Below are 17,868 nucleotides of genomic sequence, written 5' to 3'. Positions count from 1 at the left end.
GAGCAAGGCGATACAGATGGTAAAGCAGCCCGTATCCGTAAACGGCGTTGTCCGTTGGCGTGATGTGGGGTTGGCGGATGATGCACAACGCAAGCCTAAGGAGCGCAAAATGGTAGTTCTTCGCCATGAAATCGGCGACGTCCTCCGTGACGTCCGCCAGCGCCAGGGCCGTACCCTGCGCGAGGTGTCGCACAGTGCGAGGGTCTCCCTCGGATACCTCAGCGAGGTCGAGCGTGGACAGAAGGAAGCATCCTCTGAACTCCTCTCATCAATCTGCAGTGCACTCGAGGTGCCGCTTTCCTCGATGCTGCGGGAAGTCAGTGACCGCCTGGCAGAAGCAGAAGGCGTGTCGATCCCGGACACCATCCCCCAGGAGTTCTCCCGTGAGTTCGGGGAGGATCTCACCGACGATCTGAACGACGATTTCCGTCGGGGACTCGCGGCAACGAACCGCTAGTCGCCCGCGACAAGGAAGGCCCGCCCCCTCAGGGACGGGCCTTCCTGCCGTCTCCTACCAGTTGTCCTTGGTGTAGGTGCTGTTCAGCTGGGCGATCAGCGTGCCGAGACGGGTCAGGTCCTCCACGTCCCAGTCCTCCATGAGCTGGTGGAACGCCTGCTTGCGGGCCGTCTGGGCGGCCACGAGCTGACGCGTACCGGCGTCGGTGAGGGAGATGGACTGGGCCCGGCCGTCCAGCGGATCGGCCTCCTTGTGCACGAGCCCGAGCTGTTCCAGCATCGCGATCTGGCGGCTGACCGAGGGCTTGCCGACGCCGACGCTCGCCGCGATGTCCGTGAGGCGCATGGAGCCCTCGCGCTGCAGGATCACGAGGAGCCCGTAGGCGGCCGGCTCCATGTCCGGGTGCACGCGACGGGCCACCTTGTAGGAGTTCGACCTGGCGCGACGCCACAGCATGCTCAGCTGCTGTTCGAGGGCCTCGATGGCCGCGTCGGTGTCGGCATCTTCCCCGGGGTAGGCTGCAAGGCCCGGGCCGGGGTGGGTGGTGCTCGGCTTCGCGTTCATGGGCCAATTGTAGGGTTCCGGGGTGGGAGTGGCACCATGTGAGCCGGTCCGATCCGATGGTCCGATCCGATGGTCCGACCTGGCGGGAGGACCTGCGGTGGTTCCCGGGGCACATACCGGGTACGGTCTGCCGTGCGTGCCGCCGGAGGAGCCACCCATGAGCGGGACAGGGGGCCGTGCGGCTGCGCCCGTACGACCCATACACGAGAGCAGGGAACTGTAGATGCGGCTGAGCGATTTCTGGCGATTGATGGACGACGAGTTCGGCGAGCGGTACTCGCGGACCCTCGCCCGGGACCTGGTGGTCGATCGACTGGGCGACAGGACGGCCTCCGAGGCTCTGGGCGCCGGGGTCGATCCGAAGGCGGTCTGGGAGGCTGTATGCCGGGCACAGGACGTGCCGCGCGAGCGCTGGCTGGGACGGGACGTGAAGCCCCGCTGAGACGGGTGACAGCCCCCCGGGGAACACGCTGATCCCGTCGAATAATCGAATACCTGTTCGGGCCGCGATATGATGGAGGTGGAGGCGGCGCCCTCTTGTGCACACAGCGGCGGCCCCACCTCAAACTGTCGGCGCAGGCTACTACAGTCGAATCGAACACTTAAACAGGCCGGTTGGCCATGAATGACCGAGGTGAAGAATGGCCGCTCCAGACCGCGAGAAAGCCCTAGAAGCTGCTCTCGCCCAGATCGACAAGCAGTACGGCAAGGGTTCCGTGATGCGTCTTGGTGATCAGACCAGGGCGCCCATCGAAACCATCTCCACGAGTTCCATCGCCCTGGATGCCGCACTCGGCATCGGCGGTCTTCCGCGCGGCAGGATCGTCGAGATCTACGGTCCGGAATCCTCCGGTAAGACCACCGTGGCCCTGCACGCCGTCGCGAGCGCACAGCGCAATGGAGGCATCGCAGCCTTCATCGACGCCGAGCACGCCCTGGACCCCGAGTACGCGAAGAAGCTCGGCGTGGACACGGATGCACTCCTCGTGTCGCAGCCGGATACGGGTGAGCAGGCGCTCGAGATCATGGACATGCTGATCGGCTCCGGCTCGATCGACATCGTCGTCATCGACTCCGTCGCCGCGCTCGTGCCCCGTGCCGAGATCGAGGGCGAGATGGGTGACAGTCACGTCGGCCTCCAGGCCCGTCTGATGAGCCAGGCCCTCCGGAAGATCACCGGCCGCCTGAGCCAGACCAAGACCACCGCGATCTTCATCAACCAGCTGCGCGAGAAGATCGGCGTGTTCTTCGGAAGCCCCGAGACCACCACGGGTGGCAAGGCGCTGAAGTTCTACGCGTCGGTCCGTATCGACGTGCGCCGCATCGAGACCCTGAAGGAAGGCGTGAACCCGGTGGGTAACCGGACCCGCGCCAAGATCGTCAAGAACAAGATGGCTCCGCCCTTCAAGCAGGCCGAGTTCGACATCCTGTACGGCCACGGCATCTCGCGCGAGGGTGGCCTGATCGACGTCGGAGTGGAGAACGGACTGGTGAAGAAGTCCGGTGCCTGGTTCACCTACGACGGCGACCAGCTCGGGCAGGGCAAGGAGAACGCCCGGAAGTTCCTCATCGACAATCCCGATCTGGCCGATGAGCTCGAGCAGAAGATCCGGGTCAAGCTGGGCATCGGAGTGCAGGTCGAAGAAGAGTCCGACGCACCCAAGCTCAAGGCTGTCAGCGGCGAGTAGGTCGCATGCCAACGGATGCCGGATCCGAGCCGGTCGAGTGGGGTTCCTCGTTCGGCCGGTTCGGCTCCGACAGCTCTTCTGATGCCGACGGGGCTTCCCGACAGCCTGCGGCGAAGCGACAGGGGCTGACCCGGTCTGCCTCGTTCGGCGCCCCGAGTTCCGGTGCGCGCAGCGCAGGTGGAGCGGGACGGGGCGCTCCGGGCCGTCGCCGGCGATCGTCGGGGCGGCCCCCTGCCGATGATCCGTTCGGTCCCGTCGTCGGCTCGTCCGCCGATGGCCCCGTCGATCACGGCTCTGCCCACGGCGGTTCTGCCGACGAGGACGGGTTCCGCGCTGGCCGACGCGCCCGTGGTGTCTCGGGTGGCCGGTCGGCACGTCGAGGATCGACCGGTGGCCGGGCGGCGCGTGGATCCTCGACGAGCGGAAGAGGTGTCAGCTCAGGGGAGGACTCCGCGGGCGAAGCGCGTGGTCCAGACGGGAGCGACGGATCCCTGCCTGACGGCACCCTGCCGGGTCCCGGCAGCGCGCCGTCCGGGGATCCTTCGGGCGGTACGGAGCCGAGCAGGAGCGACGAGGACTGGGCGTCCGAGGCGCGCTCCATCCTGCTCCGCCAGTTGGCTCTCGGTGCACGGAGCCGGCACCAGCTCGCCCGGAAGCTTGCCGACCGGGAGATCCCGGCAGCCGTGGCCGCAGCACTCCTGGACCGGTTCGAGGAAGTCCAGTTGATCGACGACGCCGAGTTCGCCCGGATGTGGGTGCGGACCCGCACCGCGGCCAAGGCGCTCTCCCGGTCCTCGCTGCGGCGAGAGCTCGCGGACAAGGGCATCGATCCCGACCTGGCGGAAGACGCGCTGCTCCAGGTCTCCGACGAGGACGAGCATGCCCAGGCGCGCGACGTCGTCCGCCGCAAGCTGCGCGGAAGCGCCGACCCCGCGGACCGTGCCGTGCGGGACAAGGAGGTGCGGAGGCTCGTCGGAATCCTCGCACGCAAGGGGTACAGTCCGGGGACCGCCTTCTCCATCGTGAAGGATGTCCTCGCGGAGGCTGAGGCGCAGGACTGAGCGGCCTTCCGGCGATTGTGGGCCCCCACCGTGCCAGCCGTACGCTTAAGGGCGTGAGCATGACACTTCCCGTTCCCCTCGATGAGACCGCCAGCAGCGCCCTGGAGGCGCAGGACGAAGCGCAGGACACCGGCGACCGGCGCACCTACGAGGTGCGGACCTTCGGCTGCCAGATGAACGTGCACGACTCCGAACGCATCTCCGGGCTGCTCGAGGGCGCCGGCCTCAGCAGGGTCGAGGACGGACAGGCGGACGTCGTCGTCTTCAACACCTGCGCCGTTCGTGAGAACGCCGACAACAAGCTCTACGGCAACCTCGGCATCCTGAAGGCCGTGAAGGAGGCGCGGCCGGGTATGCAGATCGCCGTCGGCGGCTGCCTGGCGCAGAAGGACCGCGAGACCATCCTGAAGAAGGCCCCCTGGGTGGATGCGGTGTTCGGCACTCACAACATCGGCGCACTGCCCGCCCTGCTGCAGCGCGCCCGGCACAACCAGGACGCGCAGCTCGAGATCCTCGAGTCGCTCGACGTCTTCCCGTCGACGCTGCCCACCAAGCGGGAATCCGTCTACGCGGGGTGGGTGTCCATCTCGGTCGGCTGCAACAACACCTGCACCTTCTGCATCGTGCCGTCGCTGCGGGGCAAGGAGCGCGACCGCAGGCCCGGGGAGATCCTCGCCGAGATCGAGGCGCTCGTGGCCGACGGCGCCGTGGAAGTCACGCTGCTGGGACAGAACGTCAATTCCTACGGCGTCGAGTTCGGCGACCGCGGCGCGTTCGCGAAGCTGCTGCGCGCGTGCGGGTCGATCGAAGGGCTCGAGCGCGTCCGCTTCACGAGCCCGCACCCCGCCGCCTTCACCGACGACGTCATCGACGCCATGGCCGAGACGCCCAACGTCATGCCGCAGCTCCATATGCCCCTGCAGTCGGGCTCCGACCCCGTCCTGAAGGCCATGCGCCGCTCCTACCGGTCGAGCCGCTTCCTCGGCATCCTCGACCGCGTCCGGGAGCGGATGCCGCACGCCGCCATCTCCACCGACATCATCGTCGGCTTCCCCGGCGAGACGGAGGAGGACTTCCAGGCCACCCTCGACGTCGTCGAGCAGTCCCGCTTCGCCACCGCCTTCACCTTCCAGTACTCGAAGAGGCCCGGCACACCCGCGGCCGAGCTGCCCGACCAGCTGCCCAAAGCCATCGTGCAGGAACGCTTCGAACGCCTCACCGCCCTCCAGGACCGCATCGCCCGGGAGGAGAACGCACGCCAGGTGGGCACGCTCGTCGAGGTGCTCGTCACCGACCAGCAGGGCCGCAAGGGAGGCGAGACGCACCGCCTGACGGGCCGCGCCCGCGACCAGCGCCTGGTGCACTTCTCGGTCCCGGCGGGCGCCGACGTGCCACGCCCGGGTGACTTCGTCACCCTGCCCGTCACGGAGGCGGCGTCGTTCCACCTGCTGTCCGACCCGACCACCGAGCAGTACTCCGTGCGCCGCTCACGCGCCGGCGACGCCTGGGACAGGAGCCAGGCCGACTCCTGTGCCGCTCCGGCGCCGGCCGGCGGGGCCCTCCGCGCCGTGTCCCTCGGCATGCCGTCCCTGCCGGTGCGGGGGAGCGGCCGTTGACCCTTCCGGTCGTCGCGGTCGTCGGTCCCACCGGGTCGGGCAAGTCCGACCTCGGCGTCGCCCTGGCGCAGCGGCTCGGGGGAGAGGTGATCAACGCCGACGCCCTGCAGTTCTACCGCGGCATGGACATCGGCACGGCGAAGCTTCCCGAGCATGACCGCGGGGGCATCGAGCACCACCTGCTGGATGTGCTCGACGTCACCGAGGAGGCCAGCGTGGCCGCCTACCAGGAGGACGCCCGCAGGATCATCGACGAGATCCGGATCCGCCGGCGCGTTCCCGTGCTCGTCGGCGGATCCGGGCTGTACGTCCGGGCAGCCCTGGACCGGCTGGAGTTCCCGCCCACTGACCCCGCGGTGCGTGCGCAGCTCGAGGTGGACATCGCCCGGGTGGGAAGCGAGGCCTTCCGCGAGCGGCTGCGCGCCGTGGACAGCGTGTCCGCGGAACGGATCGACGACGACCGCCGGCTCATCCGGGCCCTCGAGGTGTTCGAAGTCAGCGGACGGCCCTTCAGCGCCTTCATGCCGAGGCGCGAGTACCACCAGCCGACGGTGCAGATCGGTCTCGGCGTCGACCGCGAGGTGCTGCGGGAGAGACTCGCCGACCGCGTGCACGCCATGGTCCGCGCCGGCCTCGGACAGGAGGTGGAGCGCCTCGCCGCAGCCGGGCTCCGGGACGGCCGGACGGCGTCGCGCGCCCTCGGCTACGCGCAGTTCCTCCGGGTGCTGGACGGCTCCCTCACGGAAGCGGAGGCCATCGAGGACACGATCGCCGCCACCCGCCGATTCGCACGACGCCAGCTGACCTGGTTCCGCGGCGACCCCCGTGTCGCCTGGACCGACTGGCAGGACCCCGGCCTCGTCGAGCGGGCGGTCGGGATCGTCGAACGGCGCGGGGACCTATCCTAGGACGGTGACCGATTCCCTCGCCGAAGCACCGTCCCCCGCAGCTCCGCGCCCTTCCGACGCCGCGGGCCTGTCCTTCACGAAGGGTCACGGCACCGGCAACGACTTCCTCCTCACCCTCGACCCCGAGGGCGCCGCTCCCACCGACGCCTCGTTCGTCGCCGCCCTGTGCGACCGGAACCGGGGCCTCGGTGCCGACGGGTACATCCGCGCCGTCCGGTCCGCCGCGCTTCCCGAAGGCCGTGCCCTGCTGCAGACCGACCCTGCTGCGGAATGGTTCATGGACTACCGCAACGGGGACGGCTCGGTTTCGGAGATGTGCGGCAACGGCGTGAGGGTCTTCGCCCACTTCCTCCTCGCCAAGGGCGTCGCCGCACTGCCCGAGGGCGGCGCTCTGGCGATCGGGACCCGCGCAGGGGTCAAGCGCGTCACCCGTTCCGGGGACGGGTACGCCGTGGACATGGGACCCTGGGAATTCATCTTCCCGGATGCCGCCGTGGCGCGCGGCACCGATTCCCTCGTGGGCATCGGAGGGCTCGACGTCGACCGGCCCGCCCTGTCCATCAGCATGGGCAACCCGCACACCGTGGTGGCGCTGGCCGAGCACGCCGAACTGGAACGGACCGAGCTGTACAGGGCACCCGCCGTCAGGCCCGCTCCGCCGGCCGGCACGAACGTCGAACTGGTGGTTCCGGCCGATCCGCTGGTGGGGGACGACGGCGTCGGGCGCCTCCGGATGCGCGTGCACGAACGCGGCGTCGGCGAGACCCAGTCCTGCGGAACCGGAGCGTGTGCCGCAGCCGCCGCGACGAGGTACTGGGCAGGAGAGGGCGCCCCCGCACAGTGGCTGGTGAGCGTGCCCGGAGGAGTCGTCGGTGTGACGTTCTTCGACGGTCCCGAGGGGCGCGAGCACGTCCAGCTCAGCGGGCCGGCCGTCCTCGTGGCCAACGGCGTGCTGCTGCCGACCGGCTGACGCCCGGCGGTCCCGGTCCAGCCGCCCGCCTCGGGCCGGGCGGTGTTCCTCGAGTCAGGCGGGGCGGTGTTCCTCGGGTCAGGCCGGGCGGTGCACCTCGAGGATGCGGAACGACTTGGAGGTCTCCGCGCGACGCACGCTGAACCCTTCGGGCAGTTCCTCCCCGAGCCATCGCTGCAGGGAGTCCGCGCCGAGGTTCTTCTGCACCACGAGCCAGGCCCGTCCTCCGGGAGCGAGGCGCGGCAGCCAGCGGAGCAGCAGGCCGTGCAGTTCCTGCTTGCCGATCCGGATGGGCGGGTTGGACCAGATCGTGTCGAACTCGATCGCGGGGTCGACGTCGTCGGGTGCGCCCGCGATCACGTTGCGGAGCCCGAGGCGCTCGGCGTTCTCGGCGGTGAGGGCGATGCACCGCTCGTTCACGTCGACCGCATGGACCTCCGCCTCCGGGGCCTTCAGCGCCATCGTGAGGGCGATCGGTCCCCAGCCGCAGCCGATGTCAAGCATCCGGTGTCCCTCGGGGTCCGGGACCGAGCCGAGGAGAATGGCAGTCCCCTTGTCGACGCCATCGGGACTGAAGAGCCCCGACGACGTCACGAGGTCCCGGCGCGTGCCGGCAAGGACCACGGACAGGGGCCTGCGGGTGTCCGGTCCGGCCGGCTGGGCGCTGAAATAGTGCTGTGACTCCATGACGAAAAGCCTAGTGCCACGCCGGAACCCGTCGCGGCGGGGAGGTTTCGCGCTGGGAGAAGTGGCTGGAACGCGTCAGGCGGGCGGCCGTAGAATCGGACTACATCCATTGAGGGAGACTATGACCACGAATAACGGACACTCCACCGGGTCCGACATGGGCCGGGAGGAGATCCAGGCCGTCATCGACCGGATCCTCGCCAGCGACGAAGCTGCAGCGGCGAAGACCAGGGCGAAGGACGGAACAGCGAAACCGGAGGAGACGACGGCGCCCGCCGAGAAGACGTGGCGACCGCACGCCCTCGCACTCTCGGGCGACGAGGACGCTTCCGACGCCGACGGTGACCAGCAGGACCTGGCCGAGCGGAACGCGCGTCGCCGCGTGGCGGGACTGTCCACCGAACTCGAGGACGTCACGGAGGTCGAGTACCGGCAGCTGCGGCTGGAGCGGGTCGTCCTCGCGGGACTGTGGAGCGAAGGCACCGCGCAGGACGCGGAGAACTCGCTGCAGGAGCTGGCCGCACTCGCCGAGACCGCAGGATCCGAGGTGCTCGACGGCATCGTGCAGCGACGCCTGAAGCCGGACCCCGCCACGTTCCTCGGCTCGGGCAAGGCCCAGGAGCTGAAGGAGATCGTGCACGCGACCGGAGCGGACACGGTGATCGTGGACAGCGAGCTGTCGCCGTCGCAGCGCCGCGGCCTGGAGGACATCGTCAAGGTCAAGGTCATCGACCGCACGGCACTGATCCTGGACATCTTCGCGCAACACGCCAAGAGCCGCGAGGGCAAGGCGCAGGTGGAGCTCGCGCAGCTCGAGTACCTTCTGCCGCGTCTTCGTGGCTGGGGCGAGTCGATGTCCCGCCAGGCGGGTGGCCAGGTCGGTAGCGCAAGCGCCGGCATGGGCTCCCGTGGCCCCGGCGAGACGAAGATCGAACTCGATCGTCGGAAGATCCGGACCCGCATGGCGAAGCTGCGTCGCGAGATCGCAGGGATGAAGCCTGCACGCGAGACCAAGCGGTCCAACCGCCGTCGGAACCAGGTTCCCTCCGTGGCGATCGCCGGCTACACGAACGCCGGCAAGTCGTCACTGCTGAACCGGCTGACGGACGCGGGCGTCCTCGTCGAGAACGCGCTCTTCGCGACACTGGATCCGACCATCCGCAGGGCCGAGACCCCGGACGGGATCGGCTACACGCTGGCCGACACCGTCGGGTTCGTCCGGTCGCTCCCGACGCAGCTGGTCGAGGCCTTCCGCTCAACCCTCGAGGAAGTGGCGGACGCCGACCTGATCCTCCACGTCGTCGACGCCTCACACCCGGACCCGGAGGGGCAGATCGCCGCGGTGCGCGCCGTCCTGACCGAGGTGGATGCGCGCAAGGTGCCCGAGATCATCCTGCTGAACAAGGCCGACGCGGCCGATCCGTTCGTCATCGAGCGGCTCCGGCAGCGCGAGCCGCGGTCCGTCGTCGTGTCCGCCCGCACGGGTGCAGGACTGACGGAGCTCCAGCAGCTCATCAGCACGAACATCCCGCGCCCGGCCGTGAAGCTGGACCTGCTGGTCCCCTACGAGCGGGGCGAGGTCGTGAGCCGCCTCCACGAGGAGGACGTCGAGATCCTGAGTACGGAACACATCGACGAGGGCACCCGCCTCGAAGTGATGGTGCGGGAAGGCCTGGCCGCCGAGCTGGAGCAGTTCGTCCGGCATGAGTGACAGCGCGCCGTCCGGTGCTGCCGTTGCGGCGCCGGACGCGCCGCGACACTCCGCGGAGGTACGGCAGGCCCTCGACCTGCTCGATGCCGCCGTCGGGTCCATGGGCGGGGAGATGCGCGCCGGCCAGCACGAGATGGTTCGGCAGGTGAGCGAGGCCATCCGGACGGGAGACCATCTGCTCGTCCAGGCCGGCACCGGTACCGGCAAGTCGCTCGCGTACCTCGTGCCGCTGATCGCCCATGCGATGGACAGCGAGCGCCCGTCGGTCGTCTCGACCGCGACGCTCGCCCTGCAGGCGCAGATCGTCGGCCGGGACCTCCCGAGGCTCCTGGACGCCGTGCGGCCGGCGCTCGAACGTCCGATCGACGTCGCGCTGCTCAAGGGCCGCTCCAACTACGTGTGCCTGCACAAGACGGGCGGAGGCTTCCCCGAGGAGGACGCCCCCGGTACCCTCTTCAGCCTCGGCGAGGACGCCGCTCCGCATCCCTCGCCGGCAGGCGGAGGCGGCGCGCCCGCGTCGGCGCTCGGCAGGGAAGTGGTCCGGCTCCGTGAGTGGGCGGAGGAGACGACGATGGGGGACCGCGACGACCTGGTGCCCGGCGTCAGCGACCGCGCGTGGCGGCAGGTGTCCGTCTCCAGCATGGAGTGCCTCGGTGCCGGGCGCTGCCCGGTGGCGCAGGAGTGCTTCAGCGAGAAGGCTCGCGCGGCCGCAGCCGACGCCGACATCATCATCACGAACCACGCGATGCTCGCGATCAGCGCCTTCGAGGGGCTCGCGGTCCTGCCCGAATACGACGTCGTGGTCATCGACGAGGCTCATGAGCTCCACGACCGCGTGACCGGAGCCGTCTCCGGACAGCTCTCGGCCTCCATGGTCACGGCCGCCGCCACCGCGCTCCGCCGCCATGCATCCATCGGCACCGCATCGCTCGATACCGCTGCCGACGCCTTCGAGGCCGCGTCCGAGCTCGTCCCGTCCGGGCTGCTGCCCGGCGCCCTGCCGGAGGACCTGGAGCAGGCCCTGGCACAGGTACGGGACGCGGCACGCGCCGCACTCTCCGACACGAAGACCGACGGCAAATCCGAGGCCGACGCCGACGGCGGACGGCAGGTCGCCCGCTCCCGGACGACACTGGTCTTCGAGCTCGCGGAGCGGATCCTCGCCGCCGCCGATCTCAACGAGGTCGTGTGGGCCTCGCGCCCGAGCACGTTCACGCCGGGCTCCGGGTACGCACAGCCGGACGACAGCGCACCCGCGACGCTGAACGTCGCCCCGCTCTCCGTCGCGGGCAGGCTGCGCGAGGGACTGTTCGAGGACCACACGGTGATCCTCACGTCGGCGACCCTCGCGATCGGCTCCGAGTTCGGGCCCGTCGCGGGATCCCTGGGGCTGAGCGGGCCCGGCGCCCCCGCCTGGACCGGCGTCGACGTCGGCAGCCCGTTCGACTATCCGCGCCAGGGTGTCCTCTACGTGGCGAAGGATCTCCCCAAACCCGAACGAGGCACCTCGGACGCGCAACTGGAGGAACTCCTGGCGCTCCTCACGGCGTCGCGCGGGGGAGCGCTCGGTCTGTTCTCCTCCAAACGGGCCGCCGAGGAAGCGGCGGAGGCACTGCGGCCCAAGGTCGACTTCGAGATCCTGTGCCAGGGTGAGTCCTCGCTCAACGCCCTCGTGACGCAGTTCGCCGACGAACCGGACACCTGCCTGTTCGGGACGATGTCCCTGTGGCAGGGCGTCGACGTACCGGGCTCGTCATGCCGTCTGGTGGTCATCGACCGCATCCCGTTCCCGCGCCCGGACGATCCGCTCATGACGGCCCGGACGAGGGCCGTGGCGCGCAATGGAGGCAACGGCTTCATGAGTGTGTCCGCCACGCATGCGGCGGTGCGGCTCGCGCAGGGCGCGGGACGGCTGATCCGCGCGACGGGCGACCGCGGCGTCGTCGCCGTTCTCGACAGCCGTCTCGCCACCGCGCGCTACGGCGGCTTCCTCAGGGCGGCACTGCCGCCCTTCTGGGCGACGACGGACAGGGCGACGGTCACCGGCATCCTCGAGCGGCTCTCGGCTCGCTGAGCCGCGGCAGGGCCGCGCGCGTGCGGCTCGGGCGGCCCCTGCCAGCCAGATGTTCCTGCCCGATGGTCCTGGCAGGACCCCCGGCAGGATTCCCTGCCGGCGGACCCCGGCCCAGTACAGCTAGAGGGCGCGCATCACCGAGACGACCTTGCCCATGATGCTGGCGTGGTCGCCGAGGATCGGCTCGTAGCGGGTGTTCTGCGGCAGGAGCCAGGTGTGGCCGTCGCGCTGGCGGAAGGTCTTCACGGTCGCCTCGTCGTCGAGCAGTGCCGCGACGATGTCACCGTTCTGGGCACTCTGCTGGCGCCGGACGACCACCCAGTCGCCGTCACAGATGGCGGCATCCACCATGGAGTCCCCGGAGACCCTGAGCATGAAGAGGTCGCCGTGCCCGACGAGCTGTCGCGGCAGGGGCATGACGTCCTCGACGACCTGGTCCGCGAGGATCGGCCCACCCGCGGCGATGCGCCCGACCAGCGGCACGAGGGCGGTGTCCACGGCGATCTGGTGTCCTGCCCTGCGGTCGGCGGACGAGCCGTCCTCGCTCGGAGCCGCTTCGGAGGCGAGCGTCAGCGGCAGCAGCACTTCCATGGCCCGCGGGCGCTTCGGGTCGCGCCGCAGGTACCCGAGGCGCTCGAGCTGCGACAGCTGATGGGTCACGCTCGAGAGGCTCGCCAGGCCGACAGTATCCCCGATCTCCCGCATCGACGGCGGGTAGCCCTTGTCGGCGATCGACCGCTGGATGGTCTCAAGGATCGTCAGCTGGCGCGCGGTGAGCCCCTTGGAGGCCGAGCGGCCGCGCGGGCGTCCACGGCCCGCCGAGATCGACACGGCGTCGGTCGGTACGTCGGCGGTGTTCGATTCCTGCCGGGCTGCCGGTGTTGATTCCGCCACTGTTGTACCTTTCGCCTGGGACTGCAGATCCCATGTCGTCCGCCTGCCGATCACCCGGGGGTTTTCTGTCAGAGGCGGATGGTTGTCTGAGATACACCACCGGCTTGCCTGCCCTGAGCGGCAGCTTCCGCCGGTGATGTCCTGTCCTGTTCACGCTAGGACAGACAGGCGCAGTTATCAAACATATGTTCGAGCGAGTCTCGACAACGCTCGTCCGTGAGTGCTAGAAATAGGCAACGTTGAATTAGAACGCGTGTTCGAATCGAACGGATTGTTCGAGGAGGACATTCGAAGGGAAAGAGGTAAGGCAATGGCTGAAGCACCGGCACTGCACGGCAGCACCGCGCTGTGGGTACTGGCGCCCGTTCGTTCGGAGGCCCGCCTCCGGCTCGTCCCTGCCGCGCCTCGCTCCACCCCCGCACCGTCCCTCCGGTCGGCGTCCAGTTTCGTGCGGCTTCCGCACGTACAGCCGGATGCGTCCCGCACCTCCACGCAGCGGAGTGCGGCGCATGCGCTGACCCTGACGCGCCGCGGACGCCTGCTGCTGGTCGGCCTGCCGATCGCGCTGGGCGTCGCCGCCCTGATCCTCCTGGGCGCCTTCCTGACCTCGCAGGCCAAGGCCGGGGAGTCGGCTCCCGCATCGTCGTCGACGGTCGAGGTGAGTGTCACGGCGGGGGAGACGCTGTGGGACCTCGCCGTCCGGTACGCGCCGGAGCGCGACCCGCGGGACGTGGTGGCGGAGATCGTGGAACTCAACGACCTGCACACCTCCCTCGTCCGGGCGGGGCAGAGTATCGCGGTGCCCGCCGGCGCATAGCCGTGGCGGAGTAGGCACCCGGTGCGGCGACGCGGCATTAGCTGAGACCGGAAGCATCCCTTAAACTCGAAGGGTGCCATCCTCCGTCGACGCCCTCGCGAACCTTCCCCTGCGTGATGACCTCGTCGGGTTGCACCCGTACGGCGCCCCGCAGCTGGACGTACCCATCCTGCTGAACGTCAACGAGAACACCCACGGCGTCCCCGCCGACGTCCACGCCGCCATCGTCGCGGCGGTGGCGGAGGCCACGCAGGGCCTCAACCGCTACCCGGACCGGGAGTTCAGCGAGCTCCGGAAGAACCTCGCCGACTACCTGGGGCACGGGCTGACGCCCGACCAGCTGTGGGCGGCCAACGGCTCGAACGAAGTGCTCCAGCAGGTCCTCCAGGCCTTCGGCGGACCGGGACGCACCGCGCTGGGCTTCCCTCCCACCTATTCCATGTACCCGCTGCTCGCCAGCGGCACGGGTACCCGGTACGTGACCGCCGAGCGCGGCTCCGCGTACACCATGACGGCAGAGGCGACGGCGCAGGCCGTGCGTGACTCGGCCGCGAACATCGTCTTCCTGTGCTCGCCGAACAACCCGACCGGCACGGCCCTCGGGCTGGACGTCATCGAAGCCGCCTACGAGGCCGGGGAGGATGCGCGGGCCGTCATCATCGTGGACGAGGCCTACGGGGAGTTCGCGCACCAGGGGACACCGAGCGCCCTCACGCTGCTCCCCGGGCGTCCCCGGCTCCTCGTGTCCCGCACGATGAGCAAGGCCTTCGCCCTGGCCGGGGCGAGGCTCGGCTACCTCGCAGCAGCCCCGGAGGTCACCGACGCCCTCCGGCTGGTGCGCCTCCCGTACCACCTCTCCGCCATCACGCAGGCGGCGGCCAACGCGGCCCTCACCCACGCGGACACGCTGCTGTCCAACGTCGAGGCGATCAAGGTGCAGCGGGACCGCATCGTGCGGGAGCTCGGCGAGCTGGGGCTCTCCCCGGCCCCGTCGGACGCCAACTTCGTCTTCTTCTCCGGCCTCGAGGACCCCCACCGGGTGTGGGAGGGCCTGCTCGAGGCGGGCGTGCTCATCCGCGACGTCGGCATCCCCGGGTCCCTGCGGGTCACCGCGGGAACAGAGCAGGAGACCACGGTGTTCCTCACTGCGTTGAGGACGCTGCTGTAGCACGTCCCCTCTCCCTGCAGGACTCCCCGCACCGGCGCCGGGTGCTGTTCTCCTAGACTTGGAGTGCAGGGACCACCCGCGACCCCGCGTCGCCCAGCCCGTCGATCAGCGTCCGGCACGCCCGGAAGCGCACAGAAGGAATGCAATGACAGTTGATGCCGCCCGCGGCCGCACGGCCCGCATCGAGCGCGTCACGAGCGAGTCCAGTGTCCTCGTGGAACTCGACCTCGACGGCACCGGTGTCTCGTCGATCGACACCACCGTGCCCTTCTACGACCACATGCTCACGGCGCTGTCGAAGCACTCGCTGATCGACCTGACGATCCGGTCCTCCGGAGACACGCACATCGACGTCCACCACACCGTGGAGGACACGGCCATAGCGATCGGTGAGGCCCTCCGGCTCGCATTGGGCACCAAGGCCGGCATCCGCCGCTTCGGCGAGGCGACCGTCCCGCTGGACGAGGCTCTGGCCAACGCCGTCGTGGACATCTCCGGCCGCCCGTTCCTCGTGCACGGCGGCGAGCCCGCCGGACAGGAATACCACCTCATCGGCGGCCACTTCACCGGGTCCCTGACCCGCCACGTGCTGGAGGCCATCGCCCTGCACGCGCAGATCTGCCTCCACGTCACCGTCATCGCGGGACGGGACCCCCACCACATCGTCGAAGCCCAGTTCAAGGCCCTGGCCCGCGCGCTGCGCGCGGCTGTCGAGCCCGACCCCCGGGTCGAGGGCATCCCGTCCACGAAGGGAGCGCTATGACCGCGCGTACCGTCACCGTGCTCGACTACGGATCGGGCAACGTCCGCTCCGTGGTCCGCGCGCTCGAGCACGTCGGCGCGGAGGTCGTGCTCAGCGCCAAGCCCGACGACGTCCTCACCGCGGACGGACTGCTCGTTCCCGGCGTCGGTGCGTTCGCCGCCGTCATGAAGGGGCTGAAGGACGTCGACGCCCTGCGCATGATCGGGCGGCGCGTGGCGGGCGGCCGCCCTGTCCTCGGGATCTGCGTGGGGCTGCAGGTGCTGTTCGACGAAGGCGTGGAGCACGGTGTGCGCACGCCGGGCATGGGCGAGTGGCCCGGGACGGTCGAGCGACTGAAGGCCGACGTCGTGCCGCACATGGGCTGGAACACTGTGGAGCCACCGGAGGACTCCGTCCTCTTCGACGGCATCGGGGACCAGCGCTTCTACTTCGTGCACTCCTATGGCGTCCAGGACTGGTCCTTCGACGTGACCCAGCCGGCCATGAAGCCGCCGCAGGTCACCTGGTCCGACCACGGGGGCCGCTTCATCGCCGCCGTCGAGAACGGGCCGCTCAGCGCCACCCAGTTCCACCCGGAGAAGTCCGGCGACGCGGGAGCGCAGCTGCTGAGGAACTGGATCGAAGGACTCCGGTGAGCGGGTGCTGAGCCTCGTGCTCATGGGAGCCGCAGGCCTCCTCATCGGGGGAGCGTTCTCCCTGCGCAGCCAGGACTTCCCCCGCTGGGTGTGGATCGCGTTCCTGGTGCTGGCCGCGCTCTCGCTGTTCGCCGCCTACCTGTTCACCCTTCCCGGCGACTAGCCGGATCCCGCACCCGACCGCCCCGACCCAGCGGCCCGCGCCGCACCTACGAAAGCAGACACAGCAGACGATGAGCCCCTTCACCGAATCACCCACGCTCGAGCTCCTTCCCGCCGTCGACGTCGCCGACGGCCAGGCCGTCCGCCTGGTGCAGGGCGAAGCGGGCAGCGAGACCAGCTACGGCGACCCGCTCGACGCCGCGCTCGCCTGGCAGGAGGCCGGCGCGGAGTGGGTGCACCTCGTGGACCTGGACGCCGCCTTCGGCCGCGGCTCGAACCGGGACCTGCTCGAGCGCGTGGTGAAGCACCTGGACATCAAGGTCGAGCTCTCCGGCGGTATCCGTGACGACGCGTCACTGGACGCCGCGCTGGAACTCGGCGCGACCCGCGTCAACCTCGGGACCGCCGCGCTCGAGAACCCGGAGTGGACCGAGCTCGCCATCGCGCGCTACGGCGACGCCGTCGCCGTCGGACTCGACGTCCGCGGCACCACGCTGGCGGCGCGCGGCTGGACCGAGGAGGGCGGGAACCTCTGGGAGGTCCTGCAGCGCCTCGAGGACGCCGGCTGCGCACGCTACGTCGTGACGGACGTGACCAAGGACGGCACGCTGAAGGGCCCGAACATCGAGCTCCTGAAGGAGGTCCTCGCGAAGACCACCCGTCCCGTCGTCGCGTCGGGCGGCATCTCGAGCCTCGACGACATCGCGGCACTCCGTGACCTGGTGCCGCTCGGGCTCGAGGGAGCGATCGTCGGCAAGGCCCTCTACGCCGGCGCCTTCACCCTGCCCCAGGCTCTGGACGTGGCAGGACTGCCCGCCGCGGACGCGTGACCGGCAGGCAGCTGCCCGCTCACATCGCGGCGGCGCTGGCAGGCAACACCGCCGATTCCGCAGGCCGGCCCTGGGCCGGGCGGGACCTGTCCGGTCCGGAGAACCCGCTGCACTCCTTCGACGACGACGACGGGGCCGCGGACCCGCGGCTCGCCGAGGCGGTGGCAGGGCTCCTCGGGCCGGCGGACCAGCCGGGGCCGCACGAACGGGCCGTCCTCACCGCCCTCCGGACCGCGCGGGTCTTCATCCCCATCGTGGCCCAACTCGGGGTGGGCGGGGACGCTGCCTCCGGTCTGCAGGCCGACAAGGAGGCGGACATGGCTCTCGTGACGCTGACGGCGCCCGACGGGCGGAAGGCCCTGCCCGTGTTCTCCTCGACGCAGGCGCTCGGGCGCTGGCACCCGGACGCGCGGCCCGTGGCGGCCTACGCCCCGCGTGCGGCCCTCGCCGCCGCGGCCGAGCATGCGGAGCTCCTGGTACTCGACCCCGGTGCCGACGTGACGTTCGTCGTCCGTCGTCCTGCCGTGTGGGCGCTGGCCCAGCAGGCCGAGTGGACTCCGTCCTACGAGGACCCGTCGCTGGCGTCGCTGGTCGAGGTCGCGGCGGGCAAGGGGGAGGACATCCTCTCCGTGGCCCTGAGGCCCGGGGCCGGCGTCCTCACGCGGTCGGCCGGCGGTAGCATTGCCTCCGGTGGGGGACCGGGCCCCGAGCTGCGCATGGACCTGCGGCTCCGCGCGGGACTCTCGCCCCAGGAGGTGCGGGACGCCGTGTCGGCCTTCCGTGCGAGGCTCCTGGACCTCACCGAATTCGTGGAACGCGTCGACTCGCTCGACATCAAACTCACCCGCTGACGCAGCCGTCGG

General features: G+C 70.2%; 19 protein-coding genes. 16 read left to right on the top strand and 3 right to left on the bottom strand.

Annotated elements, in window-relative coordinates; all coding sequences use genetic code 11:
* Positions 1 to 16 precede the first annotated feature (16 nt).
* Complete coding sequence (locus tag ACX80J_RS16340) at positions 17 to 457, top strand: helix-turn-helix domain-containing protein (protein ID WP_087072152.1); 441 nt, start codon at positions 17 to 19, stop codon at positions 455 to 457.
* A 54-nt stretch (positions 458 to 511) separates the two neighbouring features.
* Here ACX80J_RS16340 and ACX80J_RS16335 read toward each other — a convergent pair whose 3' ends face one another.
* Positions 512 to 1,021, bottom strand: a complete 510-nt coding sequence (locus tag ACX80J_RS16335) for a MarR family winged helix-turn-helix transcriptional regulator (RefSeq protein WP_459346186.1) — start codon at positions 1,019 to 1,021, stop codon at positions 512 to 514.
* 223 nt (positions 1,022 to 1,244) lie between these two features.
* Here ACX80J_RS16335 and ACX80J_RS16330 point away from each other — a divergent pair, with 223 nt between their 5' ends.
* The 6 genes from ACX80J_RS16330 to dapF all read left to right on the top strand — a co-directional run bounded on the left by ACX80J_RS16330 (position 1,245) and on the right by dapF (position 7,264).
* Positions 1,245 to 1,463, top strand: coding sequence for a DUF3046 domain-containing protein (locus tag ACX80J_RS16330; protein WP_087072153.1), 219 nt, complete (start codon positions 1,245 to 1,247; stop codon positions 1,461 to 1,463).
* A gap of 199 nt (positions 1,464 to 1,662) precedes the next feature.
* Positions 1,663 to 2,709 (top strand): recombinase RecA, encoded by a 1,047-nt coding sequence (gene recA / locus ACX80J_RS16325; protein WP_459348510.1) that lies wholly within the window; start codon positions 1,663 to 1,665, stop codon positions 2,707 to 2,709.
* A 506-nt stretch (positions 2,710 to 3,215) separates the two neighbouring features.
* A complete protein-coding gene (locus ACX80J_RS16320) occupies positions 3,216 to 3,770 on the top strand; it encodes a regulatory protein RecX (RefSeq protein ID WP_459348521.1) in 555 nt (184 codons plus the stop codon).
* Between the two features lie 59 nt (positions 3,771 to 3,829).
* Positions 3,830 to 5,386 (top strand): tRNA (N6-isopentenyl adenosine(37)-C2)-methylthiotransferase MiaB, encoded by a 1,557-nt coding sequence (gene miaB / locus ACX80J_RS16315; protein WP_459348520.1) that lies wholly within the window; start codon positions 3,830 to 3,832, stop codon positions 5,384 to 5,386.
* Positions 5,383 to 6,294: a tRNA (adenosine(37)-N6)-dimethylallyltransferase MiaA gene (gene miaA / locus ACX80J_RS16310; RefSeq protein WP_459348509.1), complete on the top strand. Its 912-nt coding sequence runs from the start codon at positions 5,383 to 5,385 to the stop codon at positions 6,292 to 6,294. Before miaB ends, miaA begins: the two co-directional genes overlap by 4 nt.
* Before the next feature lie 4 nt (positions 6,295 to 6,298).
* Positions 6,299 to 7,264, top strand: coding sequence for a diaminopimelate epimerase (gene dapF / locus ACX80J_RS16305; protein WP_459348508.1), 966 nt, complete (start codon positions 6,299 to 6,301; stop codon positions 7,262 to 7,264).
* A 78-nt stretch (positions 7,265 to 7,342) separates the two neighbouring features.
* Here the strand turns inward: dapF and ACX80J_RS16300 are convergent, their stop codons facing one another.
* Positions 7,343 to 7,951, bottom strand: coding sequence for a class I SAM-dependent methyltransferase (locus ACX80J_RS16300; RefSeq protein WP_459348507.1), 609 nt, complete (start codon positions 7,949 to 7,951; stop codon positions 7,343 to 7,345).
* A gap of 121 nt (positions 7,952 to 8,072) precedes the next feature.
* On the opposite strand from ACX80J_RS16300, the gene hflX reads away from it, so the two are divergent.
* Positions 8,073 to 9,662 carry a GTPase HflX gene (hflX, locus tag ACX80J_RS16295; protein WP_459348506.1) on the top strand — a complete coding sequence of 530 codons (1,590 nt, stop codon included), beginning with the start codon at positions 8,073 to 8,075 and terminating at the stop codon, positions 9,660 to 9,662.
* Positions 9,655 to 11,736, top strand: a complete 2,082-nt coding sequence (locus ACX80J_RS16290; RefSeq protein ID WP_459348505.1) for an ATP-dependent DNA helicase — start codon at positions 9,655 to 9,657, stop codon at positions 11,734 to 11,736. Before hflX ends, ACX80J_RS16290 begins: the two co-directional genes overlap by 8 nt.
* A 120-nt stretch (positions 11,737 to 11,856) precedes the next feature.
* Here ACX80J_RS16290 and lexA read toward each other — a convergent pair whose 3' ends face one another.
* Positions 11,857 to 12,567 carry a transcriptional repressor LexA gene (gene lexA / locus ACX80J_RS16285; protein ID WP_459348519.1) on the bottom strand — a complete coding sequence of 237 codons (711 nt, stop codon included), beginning with the start codon at positions 12,565 to 12,567 and terminating at the stop codon, positions 11,857 to 11,859.
* Between the two features lie 373 nt (positions 12,568 to 12,940).
* Here lexA and ACX80J_RS16280 point away from each other — a divergent pair, with 373 nt between their 5' ends.
* The 7 genes from ACX80J_RS16280 to ACX80J_RS16250 all read left to right on the top strand — a co-directional run bounded on the left by ACX80J_RS16280 (position 12,941) and on the right by ACX80J_RS16250 (position 17,856).
* Positions 12,941 to 13,447 carry a LysM peptidoglycan-binding domain-containing protein gene (locus ACX80J_RS16280; RefSeq protein WP_459348504.1) on the top strand — a complete coding sequence of 169 codons (507 nt, stop codon included), beginning with the start codon at positions 12,941 to 12,943 and terminating at the stop codon, positions 13,445 to 13,447.
* A 73-nt stretch (positions 13,448 to 13,520) separates the two neighbouring features.
* Positions 13,521 to 14,615, top strand: a complete 1,095-nt coding sequence (locus ACX80J_RS16275; RefSeq protein WP_459348503.1) for a histidinol-phosphate transaminase — start codon at positions 13,521 to 13,523, stop codon at positions 14,613 to 14,615.
* A 145-nt stretch (positions 14,616 to 14,760) separates the two neighbouring features.
* Entirely contained in the window at positions 14,761 to 15,378 is a 618-nt protein-coding gene (gene hisB / locus ACX80J_RS16270; protein ID WP_459348502.1) for an imidazoleglycerol-phosphate dehydratase HisB, read from the top strand.
* Entirely contained in the window at positions 15,375 to 16,013 is a 639-nt protein-coding gene (hisH, locus tag ACX80J_RS16265) for an imidazole glycerol phosphate synthase subunit HisH (protein ID WP_459348501.1), read from the top strand. The genes hisB and hisH overlap by 4 nt, the downstream gene beginning before the upstream one ends.
* Before the next feature lie 4 nt (positions 16,014 to 16,017).
* Positions 16,018 to 16,176 (top strand): hypothetical protein, encoded by a 159-nt coding sequence (locus ACX80J_RS16260; protein WP_459348500.1) that lies wholly within the window; start codon positions 16,018 to 16,020, stop codon positions 16,174 to 16,176.
* A gap of 70 nt (positions 16,177 to 16,246) precedes the next feature.
* Complete coding sequence (gene priA / locus ACX80J_RS16255) at positions 16,247 to 17,005, top strand: bifunctional 1-(5-phosphoribosyl)-5-((5-phosphoribosylamino)methylideneamino)imidazole-4-carboxamide isomerase/phosphoribosylanthranilate isomerase PriA (RefSeq protein ID WP_459348499.1); 759 nt, start codon at positions 16,247 to 16,249, stop codon at positions 17,003 to 17,005.
* Positions 17,002 to 17,856 (top strand): SseB family protein, encoded by an 855-nt coding sequence (locus ACX80J_RS16250; RefSeq protein WP_459348498.1) that lies wholly within the window; start codon positions 17,002 to 17,004, stop codon positions 17,854 to 17,856. Before priA ends, ACX80J_RS16250 begins: the two co-directional genes overlap by 4 nt.
* Positions 17,857 to 17,868 lie beyond the last annotated feature (12 nt).

It is taken from the genome of Arthrobacter rhamnosi (genome assembly GCF_054510975.1).
This window is presented reverse-complemented; position numbering and strand designations above follow the sequence as displayed.

Coding starts and splice junctions, on each gene's coding strand:
- ACX80J_RS16290 (WP_459348505.1), top strand. CDS start 9,655: ATGAGTGACAGCGCGCCGTCCGGTGCTGCCGTTGCGGCGCCGGACGCG.
- ACX80J_RS16300 (WP_459348507.1), bottom strand. CDS start 7,951: ATGGAGTCACAGCACTATTTCAGCGCCCAGCCGGCCGGACCGGACACC.
- hisB (WP_459348502.1), top strand. CDS start 14,761: ATGACAGTTGATGCCGCCCGCGGCCGCACGGCCCGCATCGAGCGCGTC.
- ACX80J_RS16335 (WP_459346186.1), bottom strand. CDS start 1,021: ATGAACGCGAAGCCGAGCACCACCCACCCCGGCCCGGGCCTTGCAGCC.
- ACX80J_RS16330 (WP_087072153.1), top strand. CDS start 1,245: ATGCGGCTGAGCGATTTCTGGCGATTGATGGACGACGAGTTCGGCGAG.
- miaB (WP_459348520.1), top strand. CDS start 3,830: ATGACACTTCCCGTTCCCCTCGATGAGACCGCCAGCAGCGCCCTGGAG.
- hflX (WP_459348506.1), top strand. CDS start 8,073: ATGACCACGAATAACGGACACTCCACCGGGTCCGACATGGGCCGGGAG.
- ACX80J_RS16280 (WP_459348504.1), top strand. CDS start 12,941: ATGGCTGAAGCACCGGCACTGCACGGCAGCACCGCGCTGTGGGTACTG.
- priA (WP_459348499.1), top strand. CDS start 16,247: ATGAGCCCCTTCACCGAATCACCCACGCTCGAGCTCCTTCCCGCCGTC.
- hisH (WP_459348501.1), top strand. CDS start 15,375: ATGACCGCGCGTACCGTCACCGTGCTCGACTACGGATCGGGCAACGTC.
- recA (WP_459348510.1), top strand. CDS start 1,663: ATGGCCGCTCCAGACCGCGAGAAAGCCCTAGAAGCTGCTCTCGCCCAG.
- ACX80J_RS16340 (WP_087072152.1), top strand. CDS start 17: ATGGTAAAGCAGCCCGTATCCGTAAACGGCGTTGTCCGTTGGCGTGAT.